Source organism: Micromonospora peucetia, from assembly GCF_900091625.1.
GTDB lineage: Bacteria > Actinomycetota > Actinomycetes > Mycobacteriales > Micromonosporaceae > Micromonospora > Micromonospora peucetia.
The window spans coordinates 2,852,353-2,867,697 of the sequence record NZ_FMIC01000002.1 but is presented as its reverse complement, the minus strand read 5'-3'; the positions used below and the strand labels follow the sequence as shown (position 1 = coordinate 2,867,697).

The 15,345-nt window shown below is 68.6% G+C and carries 25 protein-coding genes and 1 pseudogene; all 26 read right to left on the bottom strand.

Translation table 11 applies throughout. From position 1 onward, the window contains the following. Positions 1-49: 49 nt before the first annotated feature. Positions 50-628 (bottom strand): 50S ribosomal protein L17, encoded by a 579-nt coding sequence (rplQ, locus tag GA0070608_RS13525; RefSeq protein WP_091627758.1) that lies wholly within the window; start codon positions 626-628, stop codon positions 50-52. Between the two features lie 34 nt (positions 629-662). Next, the gene (locus GA0070608_RS13520; protein ID WP_091079335.1) at positions 663-1,685 is read right to left on the bottom strand and encodes a DNA-directed RNA polymerase subunit alpha; all 1,023 of its coding nucleotides are present in this window, start codon (positions 1,683-1,685) and stop codon (positions 663-665) included. A gap of 98 nt (positions 1,686-1,783) precedes the next feature. Further along, a complete protein-coding gene (rpsD, locus tag GA0070608_RS13515) occupies positions 1,784-2,410 on the bottom strand; it encodes a 30S ribosomal protein S4 (RefSeq protein ID WP_091627755.1) in 627 nt (208 codons plus the stop codon). Positions 2,411-2,423: 13 nt separating this feature from the next. Further along, positions 2,424-2,831 carry a 30S ribosomal protein S11 gene (gene rpsK, locus GA0070608_RS13510; protein WP_030329919.1) on the bottom strand — a complete coding sequence of 136 codons (408 nt, stop codon included), beginning with the start codon at positions 2,829-2,831 and terminating at the stop codon, positions 2,424-2,426. Positions 2,832-2,918: 87 nt separating this feature from the next. Continuing rightward, positions 2,919-3,299, bottom strand: coding sequence for a 30S ribosomal protein S13 (gene rpsM, locus GA0070608_RS13505; RefSeq protein ID WP_089012515.1), 381 nt, complete (start codon positions 3,297-3,299; stop codon positions 2,919-2,921). Between the two features lie 263 nt (positions 3,300-3,562). Next, positions 3,563-3,676 carry a 50S ribosomal protein L36 gene (gene rpmJ, locus GA0070608_RS13500; protein ID WP_012184307.1) on the bottom strand — a complete coding sequence of 38 codons (114 nt, stop codon included), beginning with the start codon at positions 3,674-3,676 and terminating at the stop codon, positions 3,563-3,565. A 93-nt stretch (positions 3,677-3,769) separates the two neighbouring features. Then, positions 3,770-3,991 (bottom strand): translation initiation factor IF-1, encoded by a 222-nt coding sequence (gene infA / locus GA0070608_RS13495; RefSeq protein WP_007073013.1) that lies wholly within the window; start codon positions 3,989-3,991, stop codon positions 3,770-3,772. A 536-nt stretch (positions 3,992-4,527) separates the two neighbouring features. Then, positions 4,528-5,026 (bottom strand): annotated as a pseudogene (locus tag GA0070608_RS33415) (DUF1707 SHOCT-like domain-containing protein); the annotation flags it as partial. A gap of 603 nt (positions 5,027-5,629) precedes the next feature. After that, a complete protein-coding gene (map, locus tag GA0070608_RS13485) occupies positions 5,630-6,481 on the bottom strand; it encodes a type I methionyl aminopeptidase (RefSeq protein ID WP_091627750.1) in 852 nt (283 codons plus the stop codon). Between the two features lie 94 nt (positions 6,482-6,575). Beyond that, positions 6,576-7,229, bottom strand: coding sequence for an adenylate kinase (locus tag GA0070608_RS13480; protein WP_091627746.1), 654 nt, complete (start codon positions 7,227-7,229; stop codon positions 6,576-6,578). After that, positions 7,230-8,558: a preprotein translocase subunit SecY gene (secY, locus tag GA0070608_RS13475; RefSeq protein WP_091627742.1), complete on the bottom strand. Its 1,329-nt coding sequence runs from the start codon at positions 8,556-8,558 to the stop codon at positions 7,230-7,232. Positions 8,559-8,794: 236 nt separating this feature from the next. Then, positions 8,795-9,238: a 50S ribosomal protein L15 gene (rplO, locus tag GA0070608_RS13470; RefSeq protein WP_091627738.1), complete on the bottom strand. Its 444-nt coding sequence runs from the start codon at positions 9,236-9,238 to the stop codon at positions 8,795-8,797. Further along, positions 9,238-9,420: a 50S ribosomal protein L30 gene (gene rpmD, locus GA0070608_RS13465; RefSeq protein WP_074314584.1), complete on the bottom strand. Its 183-nt coding sequence runs from the start codon at positions 9,418-9,420 to the stop codon at positions 9,238-9,240. Before rpmD ends, rplO begins: the two co-directional genes overlap by 1 nt. After that, positions 9,420-10,034, bottom strand: coding sequence for a 30S ribosomal protein S5 (gene rpsE, locus GA0070608_RS13460; RefSeq protein ID WP_007073019.1), 615 nt, complete (start codon positions 10,032-10,034; stop codon positions 9,420-9,422). Before rpsE ends, rpmD begins: the two co-directional genes overlap by 1 nt. 33 nt (positions 10,035-10,067) lie before the next feature. Next, positions 10,068-10,457: a 50S ribosomal protein L18 gene (rplR, locus tag GA0070608_RS13455; RefSeq protein ID WP_091627735.1), complete on the bottom strand. Its 390-nt coding sequence runs from the start codon at positions 10,455-10,457 to the stop codon at positions 10,068-10,070. Beyond that, the gene (rplF, locus tag GA0070608_RS13450) at positions 10,454-10,996 is read right to left on the bottom strand and encodes a 50S ribosomal protein L6 (RefSeq protein ID WP_091627731.1); all 543 of its coding nucleotides are present in this window, start codon (positions 10,994-10,996) and stop codon (positions 10,454-10,456) included. Before rplF ends, rplR begins: the two co-directional genes overlap by 4 nt. 16 nt (positions 10,997-11,012) lie before the next feature. Continuing rightward, positions 11,013-11,420: a 30S ribosomal protein S8 gene (gene rpsH / locus GA0070608_RS13445; RefSeq protein WP_073828943.1), complete on the bottom strand. Its 408-nt coding sequence runs from the start codon at positions 11,418-11,420 to the stop codon at positions 11,013-11,015. A gap of 118 nt (positions 11,421-11,538) precedes the next feature. Next, complete coding sequence (locus GA0070608_RS13440) at positions 11,539-11,724, bottom strand: type Z 30S ribosomal protein S14 (RefSeq protein ID WP_007465272.1); 186 nt, start codon at positions 11,722-11,724, stop codon at positions 11,539-11,541. A gap of 1 nt (position 11,725) precedes the next feature. Beyond that, on the bottom strand, positions 11,726-12,295 hold the full coding sequence (gene rplE, locus GA0070608_RS13435; RefSeq protein WP_091627727.1) for a 50S ribosomal protein L5: 570 nt from the start codon (positions 12,293-12,295) through the stop codon (positions 11,726-11,728). Then, positions 12,295-12,615 carry a 50S ribosomal protein L24 gene (rplX, locus tag GA0070608_RS13430; protein WP_176733717.1) on the bottom strand — a complete coding sequence of 107 codons (321 nt, stop codon included), beginning with the start codon at positions 12,613-12,615 and terminating at the stop codon, positions 12,295-12,297. The genes rplE and rplX overlap by 1 nt, the downstream gene beginning before the upstream one ends. Then, positions 12,612-12,980, bottom strand: coding sequence for a 50S ribosomal protein L14 (gene rplN, locus GA0070608_RS13425; RefSeq protein ID WP_091627723.1), 369 nt, complete (start codon positions 12,978-12,980; stop codon positions 12,612-12,614). The genes rplX and rplN overlap by 4 nt, the downstream gene beginning before the upstream one ends. A 97-nt stretch (positions 12,981-13,077) precedes the next feature. Then, positions 13,078-13,353: a 30S ribosomal protein S17 gene (rpsQ, locus tag GA0070608_RS13420; protein WP_091627719.1), complete on the bottom strand. Its 276-nt coding sequence runs from the start codon at positions 13,351-13,353 to the stop codon at positions 13,078-13,080. Next, positions 13,350-13,586: a 50S ribosomal protein L29 gene (gene rpmC, locus GA0070608_RS13415; protein ID WP_007073028.1), complete on the bottom strand. Its 237-nt coding sequence runs from the start codon at positions 13,584-13,586 to the stop codon at positions 13,350-13,352. Before rpmC ends, rpsQ begins: the two co-directional genes overlap by 4 nt. Next, positions 13,586-14,011: a 50S ribosomal protein L16 gene (gene rplP / locus GA0070608_RS13410; protein ID WP_091627714.1), complete on the bottom strand. Its 426-nt coding sequence runs from the start codon at positions 14,009-14,011 to the stop codon at positions 13,586-13,588. The genes rpmC and rplP overlap by 1 nt, the downstream gene beginning before the upstream one ends. A gap of 3 nt (positions 14,012-14,014) precedes the next feature. Further along, entirely contained in the window at positions 14,015-14,872 is an 858-nt protein-coding gene (rpsC, locus tag GA0070608_RS13405; protein WP_088998355.1) for a 30S ribosomal protein S3, read from the bottom strand. Next, positions 14,872-15,339 (bottom strand): 50S ribosomal protein L22, encoded by a 468-nt coding sequence (gene rplV, locus GA0070608_RS13400; RefSeq protein ID WP_091627711.1) that lies wholly within the window; start codon positions 15,337-15,339, stop codon positions 14,872-14,874. The genes rpsC and rplV overlap by 1 nt, the downstream gene beginning before the upstream one ends. Positions 15,340-15,345 lie beyond the last annotated feature (6 nt).

Here is a 15,345-nt window from a genome sequence, read left to right as displayed (position 1 = left end):
GTCGGGCCCGGCACCCCACGAGGGGTGCCGGGCCCGACGGTGGCCTGGATCAGGCCTTGTCGTTCTCGCCGGCCTTGTCGTTCTCGCCGGCCTCGTCGCTGTCCTCGCGGGCGGCGGCGGTGTCGCCGGACGCCGACGCGGGCGGCTCGGAGTCCTGGTCGCCCGAGTCCGACTTCGGGGCCTCCTCGGCCGGGGCGAGCGCCTCGACCTTGTCCTGCTGCGCGGCCTTGCGGGCGGCGGTCTTCTTGTTCGCCTTCGGCTCGGCGACCTGAAGCTCCTCGACCAGCTCGATGATCGCCATCGGCGCGTTGTCACCCTTGCGCGGACCGGTCTTCACGATCCGGGTGTAGCCACCGTTGCGGTTGGCGTACCGGGGCGCGATCTGGTCGAACAGGGAGTAGACCACGTCCTTGTCCTTGACGACGCCGAGCACCCGCCGGCGGGACGCCAGGTCGCCGCGCTTGGCCTTGGTGATGAGCTGCTCGGCCAGCGGACGCAGCCGCCGGGCCTTCGTCTCGGTGGTCTGGATCTTGCCGTGCTGGAACAGCGCGGTGGCCAGGTTGGCCAGCATCAGCCGCTCGTGGGAGGGGCTGCCGCCGAGGCGGGGGCCCTTGGTGGGCGTGGGCATGCTTGGTGCTCCTCAGGTGTGGCGGCAGCGCGGACTAGAGCTGCTCGGTCTCGCGATAGTCGTCGGTGTCGTAGTCGGCCTCGCCGAACGTGTCCACGACGTGCGCCGGATCGAAGTTCGGGGCCGAGTCCTTCAGCCCCAGACCCATCCCGGCGAGCTTCATCTTGACCTCGTCGATCGACTTCTGACCGAAGTTGCGGATGTCGAGGAGGTCGGCCTCGGTACGCCCGATGAGCTCACCAACGGAGTTGATGCCCTCGCGCTTGAGGCAGTTGTAGGAGCGGACGGTCAGGTCCAGCTCCTCGATCGGCAGCGCCAGGTCCGCCGCGAGCTGGGCGTCCTGCGGGGACGGCCCGATGTCGATGCCCTCGGCGGTCTCGTCCAGCTCCCGGGCCAGACCGAACAGCTCCACCAGCGTCGAGCCGGCGGAGGCCAGCGCGGTACGCGGGCCCATCGACGGCTTGGTCTCGACGTCGATGATCAGCCGGTCGAAGTCGGTCCGCTGCTCGACCCGGGTCGCCTCGACGCGGTACGTCACCTTCAGCACCGGCGAGTAGATCGAGTCGACCGGGATCCGGCCGATCTCGGCACCGGCCTGCTTGTTCTGCGCCGCCGTGACGTAGCCGCGACCCCGCTCGACGGTCAGCTCCATGTCGAGCCGGCCCTTGCCGTTGAGAGTGGCGAGCTTCAGGTCCGGGTTGTGCACCGAGACGCCGGCCGGCGGCTGGATGTCGCCCGCCGTCACGTCGCCCGGGCCCTGCTTGCGCAGGTACATGCTGACCGGCTCGTCGTGCTCGGAGCTGACGCAGAGCTCCTTGATGTTCATGACGAGCTCGACCACGTCCTCCTTGACACCGGGGATCGTGGTGAACTCGTGCAGCACGCCGTCGATCTTGATCGAGGTGACCGCCGCACCCGGGATCGACGACAGCAGCGTACGCCGCAGCGAGTTGCCCAGGGTGTAGCCGAAGCCCGGCTCCAGCGGCTCGATGGTGAACCGGGACCGGGTCTCGTTGATCGACTCCTCGGAGAGAGTCGGTCGCTGGCTGATGAGCATGTCTTCTCTTCTCTTCCGGGGCGCCCGCTATATGACGCCCACGACAAACTGTTCCGGTGGCCCGCCCCGGAAGGGCGGGCCACCGCAACGAGCTCCGACTACTTGGAGTAGAGCTCGACGATCAGCTGTTCCTGGACCTGCGTGTCGATGACCTGCCGGGCCGGGAGCGAGTGCACCAGGATCTTCATCTGGCTGGGGATGGCCTCGAGCCAGGCCGGCACCGTCCGCGAACCAGCCTGAGCCTGCGCGACGATGAACGGGGTCAGCTCCTTGCTCTTCCCCCGCACCTCGACGATGTCGTGCTCCTTGACGCGGTACGACGGGATGTCGACCTTCTTGCCATTCACCATGAAGTGGCCGTGCTTGACCAGCTGGCGGGCCATGTCACGCGAGTGCGCGTAGCCGGCCCGGTAAACGACGTTGTCCAGCCGCGACTCGAGGATCTGCAGGAGGACCTCACCGGTCTTGGCCTGCTTGCCCACGGCCTCCTCGTAGTAGCCGCGGAACTGCTTCTCCAGCACGCCGTAGACGCGACGGGCCTTCTGCTTCTCGCGGAGCTGGAGCAGGTACTCCGTCTCCTTGGTGCGGCCGCGGCCGTGCTGTCCGGGCGGGAACGGCCGGGACTCGAACGGGCACTTCGGGCCATCGCACTTGCTGCCCTTGAGGAACAGCTTCATCTTCTCCCGCCGGCAACGGCGGCAGTCAGCACCGGTGTAACGAGCCATCTCTCTCTACCTCTCAGACCCGGCGACGCTTCGGCGGACGGCATCCGTTGTGCGGCTGCGGGGTGACGTCGGCGATCTGGCCGACCTCCAGCCCGACGGCCTGCAGCGAACGGATCGCGGTCTCCCGGCCGGAGCCGGGGCCCTTGACGAACACGTCGACCTTGCGCATGCCGTGCTCCATCGCCCGACGCGCGGCGGCCTCGGCGGCCAGCTGTGCGGCGAACGGGGTCGACTTGCGCGAGCCCTTGAAACCGACCTGGCCGGCGGAGGCCCAGGAGATGACCGCACCGGTCGGGTCCGTGATGGACACGATGGTGTTGTTGAAGGTGCTCTTGATGTGCGCCTGCCCGTGGGCGACGTTCTTGCGTTCCTTGCGCCGGACCTTCTTGACGGCGGCTCCGGCACGAGCCTTCGGTGGCATAAGTCTGTGCGCTCCTAGTTGACTTTCCGGAACAGGTTGCGGCCTGGCCTACTTCGGCGGAGGCCGCGCCCGTCATCCGGTTAAGAACTACTTCTTGCCGGGCTTCTTCTTGCCGGCGACGGTCCGCTTCGGGCCCTTGCGGGTCCGTGCGTTGGTCTTGGTCCGCTGTCCACGCACGGGCAGACCCCGGCGGTGCCGGATGCCGGCGTAGCAGCCGATCTCGACCTTGCGGCGGATGTCAGCGGCGACCTCGCGGCGCAGGTCGCCTTCAACCTTGTAGTTGCCCTCGATGTGGTTGCGGAGCTGGACCAGCTCCTCATCCGTGAGGTCCCGAGCGCGCTTGTCCGGCGAGATGCCGGTGGCGGCGAGCGTCTCCAGGGCGCGGGTACGACCCACGCCGAAGATGTAGGTGAGCGCGATCTCCATCCGCTTTTCGCGGGGGAGATCCACGCCGGCTAGACGTGCCATGTGCGGGCGTACTCCTCGTGGTGTTGTGGCGGAGGTGTGGACCCGTCCCACCCCGCTACCGACCGTTCCGCCTCCGGCGTGGTGCGCCGGCGACCGGGAACGGCCGTTGCCCGAGCGGGCCCCGGCCTCCGACCGGGGGTCAACCACGCAGGGGTACGCGACGCGCACCACTCGTGGCTGGGACGAGCATGTGATTCGTTGCCTGGATCTGCGGCCCGGACCTGTCTCGACCGACCGTCGTCACACGGCTGGTCGGAACGGGTTCAGCCCTGGCGCTGCTTGTGGCGCGGGTCGGTGCAGATGACCATGACCCGGCCGTGCCGGCGGATGACCCGGCACTTGTTGCAGATCCTCTTGACGCTCGGCTTGACCTTCACGGTTGCCTTACTTCCCATCTGGCCCGACGATGCGCCGAGGCGCGACACCGGACGTCGAAGACGGACACGGGGACGTCCCGGCCGCCGTCAGGCTTACTTGTAGCGGTAGACGATGCGCCCGCGGGTCAGGTCGTACGGCGAGAGTTCGACGACGACCCGGTCCTCCGGCAGGATGCGGATGTAGTGCTGCCGCATCTTGCCGCTGATGTGAGCCAGCACCTTGTGGCCGTTCGCGAGCTCCACCCGGAACATGGCGTTCGGCAGGGGCTCGATGACCCGACCCTCGATCTCGATGGCTCCGTCTTTTTTCGGCATGTACTCCGCTGTCCTGACGTCGGTTACTCCGGACGGCTCACAACGTCTTACACGGGCCGCCGATCAAGATCAGCTTGCCCGCGCCAGCCGCGGCTCCGACTCCCACCGAAGCGCAGGGCGGGCATGCCGGAGTGGACGCTGTGCGCCGATCTGAAAGTGTACGCCCGCCTGCGGGCCGCCGCCAAACCGGCCACGAATCCGCGCGGCGGATCGGACAGAACGGGCCAATCAGACCTCGGCGTCGGCCCCGCCGCGCCGGTGTTCCCGCTCGGCGGCCGGCAGCTCCCGCTCCGGGGTCCGATGCTCCACCCCAGCCGCCAACTCCCGCTCCGGGGTCCGGTCCACGTCAGCGGCAACCGACTCCCGCTCCTGCCGGTCCACGTCAGCGGCAACCGGCTCCCGTTCCCGCGCCTGCTGCTCACCGGCGGCCAGCTCCCAGTCCCGGGGCCGGCGCTCCTCCGTGGCCGGCAGGGCCCGCCGCTGGCGCTTCTCGTCGTCGGCGGCGGCCAGTTCCCGCTTCCGCGCCCGCTTCGCCAGTCGGCGCTCACGCCGCCGGTCCTGCTTCACCGCCCACCGTCGCGGCTCCCCGCCGGTGAGCCCGGCGGCCGTACGCACCAGAAGTACCGCGCCCCACGGCCCGGCCACCCAGGCAGGCCAGAAGTAGAGCAGATCCGTGGCGAGCACGGAGGTCACCGCCCAGATGGTCACCACGATCGCGACCGCCCGCAGGTACGGAAGCCAGACTTCGGCCAACCACCGGGCGGTCGCCGACGAGTTCGCCGACTGGGCGAGCTCCGACGGCGGCGGGACGACGCCCGCCGGCTTGGCGAGCTCCGAAACCGCCGGGGCGGCCGGCCCCGGCAGGTCGGTCACCAGCGCGTCCAACTCGCCGTACGTACGCGAGGCGTACACCCGCTGCAACCGTTCGTCGTATTCGTGCAGGTCCAGCCGGCCCTCGTCAACGGCCACCCGCAGCCGTTCCGCCACCGCCTGACGGTCCGCGTCGGCGGCCCGCATCCCGTCGCGTCCCTCCATGCCCGTAAGCATGCCACCACCCCACCAACACCGGCCTTTCGCGTCCGCCCCGCCCCGCCGGACCGGCACCCGCCCAAGGCCCCCGCCCTCCGGGCCGCCCCCTCCCCCGCCCGCTGGCGTTGATCAAGAGGTTTGCGTCCCGGCCAGCCCCGAATCCTGACGCAAACCTCTTGATCAACCTGAGAACCGGGCGGCGAGGTGGACTGCGACAAAGGTGAGCGGCGGTTGGTCGACCTCGACAGACCGGCGGCTGGGGACAATCAAAAAGGTAACGGGCGGCCCACGGCCGAGGTGCGGGCCGTCGGCGAGGCGGCGTCGGGGGGCGTCGAAATCCGGGCCTCGGGGGGCCGGAGTTCGGGAACTCAACGGGTAGGAGGACCGGCATTCCAGGGTCGGCCGCCAGGGTCACAGCGCGCCAGGAGCCGGGTGCCTCAGGGGCCGGCAGCCAGGGCCACAGCTTGCCGGGAACCGGCACCCAGGGCGTCGGCGGTCCGGACGTCGGCGGCCAGGCTCAGCGGGCCGGGAAGCGGCGGTCCAGGGGGTCGGCGGTCAAGTGCTCAGCGGGCCGGGAAGCGGCGGTCCAGGGGGTCGGCGGTCAAGTGCTCAGCGGGCCGACGAGTCCGCCGACTGGCGGGAGGTGACCAGCTCGCCGAGTCGGGCCCGGCCGCCGTCCGGCGCGGTCAGCACCCAGACGCCGTCCGGGAGCAACGCCATCGTGTGCTCGACGTGCACCGCCATCGACCGGTCCCGGGTGACCACGGTCCAGCCGTCGGAAAGCTCGACCGTGCGGGGCGAGCCCGCCGTGATCATCGGCTCGATCGCCAGCGCCATGCCCGGCACCAGGCGGGGACCCTTGCCCGGCCGTCCGTGGTTGAGCACGTGCGGATCCTGGTGCATCTCGGTGCCGATGCCGTGCCCGCCGTAGCCGTCGACGATGCCGTACCGGCCGCCCTTGCGGACCGTGTCCTCCACCGCGTGCGAGATGTCGGTGAGCCGGCCCTTGCCGCTCGCCCCGCCCCGGGCCGCCGCGGCGATACCCGCCCACATGGCTTCCTCGGCCACCGCGGCCATCTTCAGCAGCGCCGCGTCGACCTCGCCCACGGCGACCGTGATGGCGGCGTCGCCGTGCCAGCCGTCCAGCACCGCACCGCAGTCGATGGAGATCATGTCGCCGTCGCGGAGCACCTGCTGTGCCGACGGGATGGCGTGCACGACCTGCTCGTTGACGGACGAGCAGATCGACGCGGGAAAGCCGTGGTAGCCCTTGAAGGAGGGGGCCGCGCCGGCCTCGCGGATGGTCGACTCGGCGATGGCGTCCAGGTCGGCGGTGCTGACCCCGGGGGCTACCGCCTCCCGCATCCGACGCAGCGCCTCGGCGACCACCAGCCCGGCGGCCCGCATCTTCTCGATCTGGTCAGGGGTCTTCAGCTGGATGTCCAGCTGGGGACGACGCATGGAGCCGATACCTTTCGTTGCCGAAGCCGAAGAGCAGGGCACGTCGGACGTACCCCGCTCTTCGCACTCTATCCGCCGGGAACCCGGCGGGACGTCAGCCGCCGTACGACCGCAGGGCGTCGATGGCGCGGACGGTGACGTCCTCCACCGGGCCGGTGGCGTCGATGCCCACCAGCTTGCCCTGGGCGCCGTAGTAGTCGACCAGCGGCGCGGTTTTGTCCGCGTACTCCCGCAGGCGGGTGGCGATGGTCTCCGGCTTGTCGTCGTCGCGCTGGAACAGTTCGGCGCCGCACCGGTCGCAGATGCCCTCGCGGGAGGTGGCGTCGAACTCGACGTGCCAGATCTTGCCGCAGCCCCGGCAGGTACGCCGACCGGAGAGCCGCCGGATCACCTCGTCGTCGTCGACGACCAACTCAAGCACCAGGTCCAGCGCGGTGCCCAGGTCGGCCAGGAGCTTGTCGAGCGCGGCGGCCTGCGGCGTGGTGCGTGGGAAGCCGTCGAGCAGGAAGCCCTCGGAGGCGTCCGGCTCGGCGAGCCGGTCCCGCACCATGTTGATGGTGACCTCGTCGGGCACCAGCTCACCGGCGTCCATGTAGCGCTTCGCCTCGACGCCCAGCGGGGTGCCCTGCGAGACGTTCGACCGGAAGATGTCGCCGGTCGAGATCTTCGGGACCGAGAGGTGCGCGGCGATGAACTCGGCCTGCGTGCCCTTGCCCGCGCCCGGCGGGCCAACCAGAACGAGTCTCATCTACCGCAGGAACCCTTCGTAGTTCCGCTGCATCAGTTGGCTTTCGATCTGCTTGGTGGTCTCCAGACCGACGCCAACCATGATCAGGACAGCGGTGCCGCCGAACGGGAAGTTCAGGTACTGCTGCTTGTCCAGCCAGATGAAGAAGAAGTTCGGCAGGATCGAGATGATGCCCAGGTAGAGGGCGCCCGGCAGGGTGATCCGGCTGAGGATGAAGTCGAGGTAGTCGGCGGTCGGCTTGCCGGGGCGGATGCCCGGCACGAAGCCGCCGTACTTCTTCATGTTGTCCGCGACCTCGGTCGGGTTGAACGTGATCGAGACGTAGAAGTACGTGAAGAAGATGATCAGCAGGAAGTAGACCACGATGTAGATCGGGCTGGTCGGGTCGACCAGGTTGTTCTGGATCCACGCCTGGGTCTTGCCCGGGTCGTTCTGGTCGAAGAACTGCAGCGCCAACTGGGGCAGGTAGAGCAGCGACGAGCCGAAGATGACCGGGATGACACCCGCCTGGTTGACCTTCAGCGGGATGTAGGTCGAGGTGCCGCCGTACATCCGCCGGCCGATCATGCGCTTGGCGTACTGCACCGGGATCCGGCGCTGCGCCTGCTCGATGAAGGTGACCGCAGTGATGACCACCAGGACCAGCGCGATGACGAGCAGGAACTTGCCCCAGCCACCGGTCTGCTTGATCTGCCAGCCCTCGCTGGGGAGCCGGGCGGCGATCGAGGTGAAGATCAGGACCGACATGCCGTTGCCGACGCCCCGGTCGGTGATCAGCTCGCCGAGCCACATCACCACACCCGTGCCGGCGGTCATCGTCATGACGAGGAGGGACAGCGTCATCCAGTCCGGGATCCCGGTCCCCACGGGGATGATCGGGAACTGGTCGCACTGGTTGTTGAAGAGCTGCCCGGAGCGGGCCAGCGCCACGAACGCCGACGCCTGGAGGACACCCAGGCCCAGGGTCAGGTAGCGGGTGTACTGGGTGATCTTCGCCTGGCCGGACTGGCCCTCCTTGCGGAGCTGCTCCAGCCGGGGAATCACCACGGTCAGCAGCTGCAGGATGATCGACGCGGTGATGTAGGGCATGATGCCCAGCGCGAAGACCGAGAGCTGCAGCAGCGCTCCGCCGGAGAAGAGGTTGAGCAGGTTCAGGACCCCTGTGGAGCCGTCCTGCAGGGTGTCAAGGCACTTCTGGACGTTGCCGTACGAGACGCCCGGGCTGGGCAGCGTTGCCCCAAGCCGGTAGACCGCAATGATGCCTACTGTGAACAGCAGCTTCTTGCGCAGGTCAGGCGTACGGAACGCACTGAGAAAGGCGGACAGCAACTTCTTCCTCCTGCGCGAGGCGGGCCGCCGGTGATCCCTGGCGGTTCGGGGTGGGTGCCGGGCGAGCGCCCGATATCCGTGGCTGGGAAGGGACTCTAACAGTCCGATCCCGGTCCGGGCAGATGTGCCCGGCTACATAAACCGAATCCGATGTTACCCGGCGCACACATGCCAGGCAGACCATGGCGCCCGCCCAGTTGCAGACAACTGAGCGGGCGCCATGGGTAGTACAGCCCTTACAGCTCGGTGACGGAGCCACCGGCGGCGGCGATCTTCTCCTTGGCCGACGCGCTGAACGCGTGCGCCGACACCTGGAGGGTGATCCCGCCGAGGTCCCCGGTGCCGAGGACCTTGACCGGGTGACCCTTGCGGACCGCGCCGGACTCGACCAGCTCCAGCGGACCGACCTGACCACCGTTCGGGAACAGCTCGGCGAGCCGGTCCAGGTTGACCACCTGGAAGACCACCTTGAACTTGTTCTTGAAGCCCTTCATCTTCGGCAGGCGCATGTGGATGGGCATCTGCCCACCCTCGAACGCCGCCGAGATGTTCTTGCGGGCCTTGGAGCCCTTGGTACCGCGACCGGCGGTCTTGCCCTTGGAGCCCTCACCGCGACCCACACGGGTCTTCGCGGTCTTGGCACCGGGCGCCGGGCGCAGGTGGTGAACCTTGATCGTCATTACTCGACCTCCTCGACCTTCACGAGGTGGTTGACCGTGAAGATCATGCCGCGGATCTCCGGACGGTCCTCCTTGACCACCACGTCGTTGATCCGCTTGAGACCGAGCGAACGCAGCGAGTCACGCTGGTTCTGCTTGGTCCCGATCCCGGACCGGACCTGGGTGACCTTCAGGCGAGCCATCAGGATGCCACCCCCGCCCGCGACGCCAGCATGGCGGCCGGCGCGACGTCCTCGACCGGCAGGCCACGGCGGGCGGCGACGGCCTCGGGGGACTCGAGCCCCTTCAGCGCCGCCACGGTGGCGTGCACGATGTTGATCGGGTTCGACGAACCGAGGCTCTTGGAGAGCACGTCGTGGATACCCGCGCACTCCAGCACGGCACGCACCGGACCACCGGCGATGACACCCGTACCGGCGGAAGCCGGCTTGAGCAGCACCACACCGGCCGCCGCCTCACCCGTCACCGGGTGCGGGATGGAGGAGGCGATCCGCGGCACCTTGAAGAAGTGCTTCTTGGCCTCCTCGACACCCTTGGCGATCGCCGCGGGCACCTCCTTGGCCTTTCCATAGCCCACACCGACGGTGCCGTCGCCGTCGCCCACGATCACGAGGGCGGTGAAGCTGAAGCGACGACCACCCTTCACGACCTTGGCGACGCGGTTGATCGCGACGACCCGCTCAAGGTGCGGGGTCTTCTCGACGGGCGCGTTTCCACGGCCGCCCTCACGGCGGTTGTCGCGGCGACCACCCTCGTTGCCACCGGACCCGCCGCCACGGCGCTGTTGACCTGGCATCAGCAGCCTTCCTTCTCTCTCGTGACGGGGTTTCTAGAACTCGAGCCCGGCTTCGCGGGCGGCATCGGCAAGCGCGGCGACCCGCCCCGCGTACCGGTTGCCACCACGGTCGAAGACGACCTTGGACACACCGGCGGCCTTGGCCCGCTCGGCGAGCAGGGTGCCGACCTTGCCGGCCAGGGCGCTCTTGGCGCCCTCCGTGCCCCGCAGCGTGGCGTCCAGGGTCGAGGCCGACGCCAGGGTGTGACCCTTGGTGTCGTCCACGATCTGGGCGACGATGTGCCGCAGGGAGCGGGTGACCACGAGGCGGGGCCGCTCGGCGGTGCCGCTGACGTTCTTGCGGACCCGGAAGTGCCGGCGCGCACGCCCGACGGCACGCTTGGCGGCAACGCCGCGGCGGCGCTTGAGCAGCGTGGCGCTCACTTCTTACCTGCCTTTCCAGCCTTGCGGCGGATGACCTCGCCCTGGTACTTCACGCCCTTGCCCTTGTAGGGCTCCGGCGGGCGGATCTTCCGGATGTTGGCGGCGACCTCACCGACAAGCTGCTTGTCGATGCCGGCCACGTGGAACACCGTCGGCTTCTCCACCGTGAAGGTGATGCCGTCCGGCGCCGGCACGAACACCGGGTGCGAGAACCCGAGCGCGAACTCCAGGTCCTTGCCCTTGGCGGTCACGCGGTAACCGGTGCCGGCGATCTCCAGGCTCTTGCGGTAGCCCTCGGTGACGCCGACGATCATGTTGGCGACCAGGGTACGGCTGAGGCCGTGCAGTTCCTTGGCCTTGCGCTCGTCGTTCGGGCGGTTGACGTTCAGCTGCCCGTCCTCGGCCCGGTCGACCGTGATCGGCTCGGCCAGGGTGTGCGAGAGCTCGCCCTTCGGGCCCTTGACCTTGACGGTCTGCCCGTCGATCGTGATGTCGACGCCGGCTGGCACCGGGATCGACTTACGTCCAATACGCGACATTTCTACCTGTCTCCCGTTACCAGACGAAGGCGAGGACTTCCCCGCCAACGCTCCGCTTGCGGGCCTGCCGGTCGGTGAGCAGCCCCTGGGACGTCGAAATGATCGCCACGCCCAGCCCGCCGAGCACCCGCGGGAGCCCGTCCGACTTGGCGTAAACCCGCAGACCGGGCTTGGACACGCGCTTGATGCCGGCCAGGCTCCGCTCCCGGTTCTGGCCGTACTTCAGCTCGACGACCAGTCGCTTGCCGACGGCGCCCTCCTCGGGCTCCTCGACCGACCAGGTGGCGATGTAGCCCTCGGCCTTGAGGACCTCGGCGATGTTCGCCTTGATCTTCGAGTAGGGCATCGTCACCTGATCGTGGTACGCCTGGTTGGCGTTACGCAGACGCGTGAGCATGTCTGCGATCGGGTCGGTCATCGTCATGGATTTCGTCAGCCTTTCTCGCCGGGGTTCCCGGGGCTTGACGCCCCGGGCCTACGGCGAAGAGCAATACGTGATCGGTGCAAGGGGTCCCGGCCCGGCGGCCGGGACGCGGTTGCCCTTACCAGGAAGCCTTGGACACGCCCGGCAGCTCACCGCGGTGGGCCATCTCCCGGATGCAGACCCGGCAGAGACCGAACTTGCGGTAGACCGCCTTGGGACGCCCGCACCGCTGGCAGCGGGTGTACGCGCGAACCGAGAACTTCGGCTTCGCGGCCGCCTTGATGATCAGCGCCTTCTTGGCCATCTCAGTTCTCCTTGAACGGGAAGCCCAGGAACTTGAGCAGCGCCCGGCCCTCGTCGTCGGTCGTGGCGGTCGTGACCACCGTGATGTCCATGCCCCGCTGCCGATCGATCCTGTCCTGGTCGATCTCGTGGAACACCGACTGCTCGGTCAGACCGAACGTGTAGTTGCCGTGCCCGTCGAGCTTGCGCCCGTCCAGGCCGCGGAAGTCGCGGATACGCGGCAGCGCGATCGACAGCAGCCGGTCCAGGAACTCCCACATCCGGTCGCCGCGGAGGGTCACCTTCGCGCCGATCGGCATGCCCTCGCGGAGCTTGAACTGCGCGATGGACTTGGTCGCCCGCCGCACCTGCGGCTTCTGGCCGGTGATGGTGGCCAGGTCCCGGACGGCGCCGTCGATCAGCTTGGCGTCCCGGGCTGCCTCGCCGACACCCATGTTGACGACGATCTTGACCAGCCGCGGCACCTGCATGGGGTTGCCGAAGCTGTGCTGCTCCTGCAGCTGGGCCACGATCTCGTTGCGGTACCGCTCCTTGAGGCGCGGCATGGTCTTGGCTTCGGTAGCCGTGGTCATCACAGGTCCTTACCGGTGCTACGCGCGATGCGGACCTTCTGGCCGTTGTCGTCGATCCGGTAACCGACCCGGGTCGGCTTGCCGTCGGAGTCCAGGACCTGCACGTTCGAGACGTGGATCGGGGCCTCCTGGGTGACGATGCCACCGGTCTTGGCGCCACGCTGGGTGGTGCTGATACGGGTGTGCTTCTTGACCCGGTTCACGCCCTCGACCAGGACCTTGTCCTGCCGCGGGTAGGCCACGATGACCTTGCCCTTGGCACCCTTGTCCTTGCCGGCGATGACGACGACCGTGTCGCCCTTCTTGACCTTCACGGTCACAACACCTCCGGCGCGAGAGAGATGATCTTCATGAACCGCTTGTCCCGCAGCTCCCGACCCACCGGGCCGAAGATACGGGTACCGCGCGGGTCCCCGCCGTCCTTGATGATGACGGCGGCGTTCTCGTCGAAGCGGATGTACGAACCGTCCGGCCGCCGCCTCTCCTTGGCGGTGCGAACGACGACAGCCTTGATGACGTCGCCCTTCTTCACACCGGCACCCGGGATCGCGTCCTTGACGGTGGCCACGATGACGTCGCCGATGCTCGCGTAGCGCCGACCGGAGCCACCGAGAACCCGGATGCACAGGATCTCCCGGGCACCCGTGTTGTCGGCGACGCGCAGTCGCGACTCCTGCTGAATCACGTCTATCTCCTATGTCTGCCGGTTCTCCGGCCACGCACAGCGGCCGGAGCCTGGCGGAACCCGCGCCCGACTGACGCCGGGCGAGCTCGAGCCTTCGCTACTTGGCCTTTTCCAGGATCTCCACGATCCGCCAACGCTTCGTGGCGGAAAGCGGCCGGGTCTCCATGATCATGACCCGGTCGCCGATGCCGGCGGCGTTCTGCTCGTCGTGCACCTTCAACTTGCGGGTACGGCGCATGATCTTGCCGTACAGCGCATGCTTGACCCGGTCCTCGACCTCGACCACGACGGTCTTTTCCATCTTGTCGCTGACCACGAGGCCCTCACGCACCTTACGGCGGGCCCGCGCGGCGGCGGTGGTGTTCTCGCTCATGATGCAGTCACCTCAGTCGGCGCGGCCGAGAGACCCAGCTCGCGCTCACGCATGATCGTGTAGATCCGGGCGATCTCCCGACGGATGACCTGCAGCCGCCGGTTGTTGTCCAGCTGGCCGGTCGCGGCCTGCACGCGGAGGTTGAACAGCTCCGCCTTGGCCTCGCGCAACTTCGTGACCAGCTCCTCCTCGGAGAGCTCACGCAGCTCGGAGGCCTTAACGCCCGCTGCCATCAGGATTCACCCACTTCGCGCGTAACAATGCGGCACTTCATCGGGAGCTTGTGGATTGCGCGACGCATAGCCTCTCGCGCGATCTGCTCGTTGGGGAAGGACATCTCGAAGAGGACCCGCCCCGGCTTGACGTTGGCGACCCACCACTCGGGCGAACCCTTACCGGAACCCATCCGGGTCTCGGCCGGCTTCTTGGTGAGGGCCTGGTCCGGGAAGATCGTGATCCAGACCTTGCCACCACGCTTGATGTGGCGGGTCATAGCGATACGCGCCGCCTCGATCTGGCGGTTCGTCACGTACGCCGGCTCGAGAGCCTGGATCCCGAACTCGCCGAACACCACCCGGTTACCACCCTTGGACGCGCCACTGCGGTCCGGGTGGTGCGGCTTGCGGAAGCCCTTCGGGGGCTTGCGCGGCATCAGCATCTGTCAGCCCTCCTGCTGCGTTTCTGCCGCGGCGGCAACGGCGGCGGGATCCACCGCGTCACCACTCGGCGTCTCGGCCTGCTGCGCGATGGTCGTCGCGGCAGCGGCCCTGCCGGCCTCGGTCCCGCCGGCGGTCGTTCCGGACGAGCCGGACCGGCCACGACGCGGCCGCTCGGGGCGGTCGCCACGGTCACGGCGCGGGCGCGACGGAGCCTCGGCCGGAGTCTCCCGACCCGGCACCGCGTCGCCCTTGTAGATCCAGACCTTCACGCCGATCCGGCCGAAGCTCGTACGGGCCTCGAAGAAGCCGTACTCGATGTTGGCCCGAAGCGTGTGCAGCGGGACCCGGCCCTCGCGGTAGAACTCGGTCCGGCTCATCTCGGCACCGCCGAGACGACCCGAGACCTGAACCCGGATGCCCTTGCAGACCGGGTTCTTCATCGCGGACTGCATGGCCTTGCGCATCGCCCGACGGAAGCTGACCCGGCTGGAGAGCTGCTCGGCCACACCCTGTGCGACGAGCTGCGCGTCCGACTCGGGGTTCTTCACCTCGATGATGTTCAGCTGGACCTGCTTGCCGGTCAGCTTCTCGAGCTCGCCGCGGATCCGGTCGGCCTCCGCACCCTTACGGCCGATGACGATGCCCGGCCGGGCGGTGTGGATGTCGACGCGGACCCGATCCCGGGTGCGCTCGATGTCGACCTTGGAAATGCCGGCGCGCTCGAGGCCCTTGGACATCATGCGGCGGATCTTGACATCCTCGCCGATGTAGTCCTTGTAGAGCTTGTCCGCGAACCAGCGGGACTTCCAGTCGGTCGAGATGCCGAGCCGGAACCCGTGCGGGTGAACCTTCTGACCCATTACTCGGCGCCCTCCGTCTTGCTCTGCGTCTCGGCCGTCTCGGCCGGCTCCGCCTGCTTCGCCGGGGCCGCCTTCTTCGCGGCCGCCTTCTTCGGCGCGGCCGGCGCCACCGCCTCGACCGCGACGGTGATGTGGCAGGTGCGCTTGCGGATCCGGTAGGCCCGGCCCTGCGCCCGCGGCTGGAACCGCTTCATGGTCGGGCCCTCGTCGACGAACGCCTCGCTGACGAGCAGCGCGTCGGGGTCCAGCCGCTCGTTGTTCTCCGCGTTGGCAATCGCGCTCGCGAGCACCTTGTACACCTGCTCGCTCGCAGCCTGCGGCGCGAACTGCAGCACCGTGAGCGCCTCCTTCGCGGGCAGGCCGCGGACGAGGTTGACCACCCGGCGCGCCTTCATCGGCGAGATGCGCACATGCCGCGCAACCGCCCGCGCGCCCGGAAGCACCGGAGCGTCGCCCTTTCCTGGCATCGCTGT

Excerpts from the sequence above, each read along its gene's own strand:
- rpsD (WP_091627755.1), bottom strand. The coding sequence starts at position 2,410 with ATGGCTCGTTACACCGGTGCTGACTGCCGCCGTTGCCGGCGGGAGAAG.
- rpsE (WP_007073019.1), bottom strand. The coding sequence starts at position 10,034 with ATGCCAGGTCAACAGCGCCGTGGCGGCGGGTCCGGTGGCAACGAGGGT.
- rpsK (WP_030329919.1), bottom strand. The coding sequence starts at position 2,831 with ATGCCACCGAAGGCTCGTGCCGGAGCCGCCGTCAAGAAGGTCCGGCGC.
- rplV (WP_091627711.1), bottom strand. The coding sequence starts at position 15,339 with ATGCCAGGAAAGGGCGACGCTCCGGTGCTTCCGGGCGCGCGGGCGGTT.
- rplQ (WP_091627758.1), bottom strand. The coding sequence starts at position 628 with ATGCCCACGCCCACCAAGGGCCCCCGCCTCGGCGGCAGCCCCTCCCAC.
- rplO (WP_091627738.1), bottom strand. The coding sequence starts at position 9,238 with ATGACGATCAAGGTTCACCACCTGCGCCCGGCGCCCGGTGCCAAGACC.
- rpsM (WP_089012515.1), bottom strand. The coding sequence starts at position 3,299 with ATGGCACGTCTAGCCGGCGTGGATCTCCCCCGCGAAAAGCGGATGGAG.
- rpsC (WP_088998355.1), bottom strand. The coding sequence starts at position 14,872 with ATGGGTCAGAAGGTTCACCCGCACGGGTTCCGGCTCGGCATCTCGACC.
- map (WP_091627750.1), bottom strand. The coding sequence starts at position 6,481 with ATGCGTCGTCCCCAGCTGGACATCCAGCTGAAGACCCCTGACCAGATC.
- infA (WP_007073013.1), bottom strand. The coding sequence starts at position 3,991 with ATGCCGAAAAAAGACGGAGCCATCGAGATCGAGGGTCGGGTCATCGAG.
- rplP (WP_091627714.1), bottom strand. The coding sequence starts at position 14,011 with ATGCTGATGCCGCGCAAGCCCCCGAAGGGCTTCCGCAAGCCGCACCAC.
- rpsQ (WP_091627719.1), bottom strand. The coding sequence starts at position 13,353 with ATGAGCGAGAACACCACCGCCGCCGCGCGGGCCCGCCGTAAGGTGCGT.
- rpsH (WP_073828943.1), bottom strand. The coding sequence starts at position 11,420 with ATGACGATGACCGACCCGATCGCAGACATGCTCACGCGTCTGCGTAAC.
- rplE (WP_091627727.1), bottom strand. The coding sequence starts at position 12,295 with ATGACCACGGCTACCGAAGCCAAGACCATGCCGCGCCTCAAGGAGCGG.
- GA0070608_RS13520 (WP_091079335.1), bottom strand. The coding sequence starts at position 1,685 with ATGCTCATCAGCCAGCGACCGACTCTCTCCGAGGAGTCGATCAACGAG.
- GA0070608_RS13440 (WP_007465272.1), bottom strand. The coding sequence starts at position 11,724 with ATGGCCAAGAAGGCGCTGATCATCAAGGCGGCCGCGAAGCCGAAGTTC.
- rpmC (WP_007073028.1), bottom strand. The coding sequence starts at position 13,586 with ATGGCAGCGGGCGTTAAGGCCTCCGAGCTGCGTGAGCTCTCCGAGGAG.
- rpmD (WP_074314584.1), bottom strand. The coding sequence starts at position 9,420 with ATGGCTCGCCTGAAGGTCACCCAGGTCCGGTCCGGGATCGGGACCAAG.
- GA0070608_RS13480 (WP_091627746.1), bottom strand. The coding sequence starts at position 7,229 with ATGAGACTCGTTCTGGTTGGCCCGCCGGGCGCGGGCAAGGGCACGCAG.
- rplF (WP_091627731.1), bottom strand. The coding sequence starts at position 10,996 with ATGTCGCGTATTGGACGTAAGTCGATCCCGGTGCCAGCCGGCGTCGAC.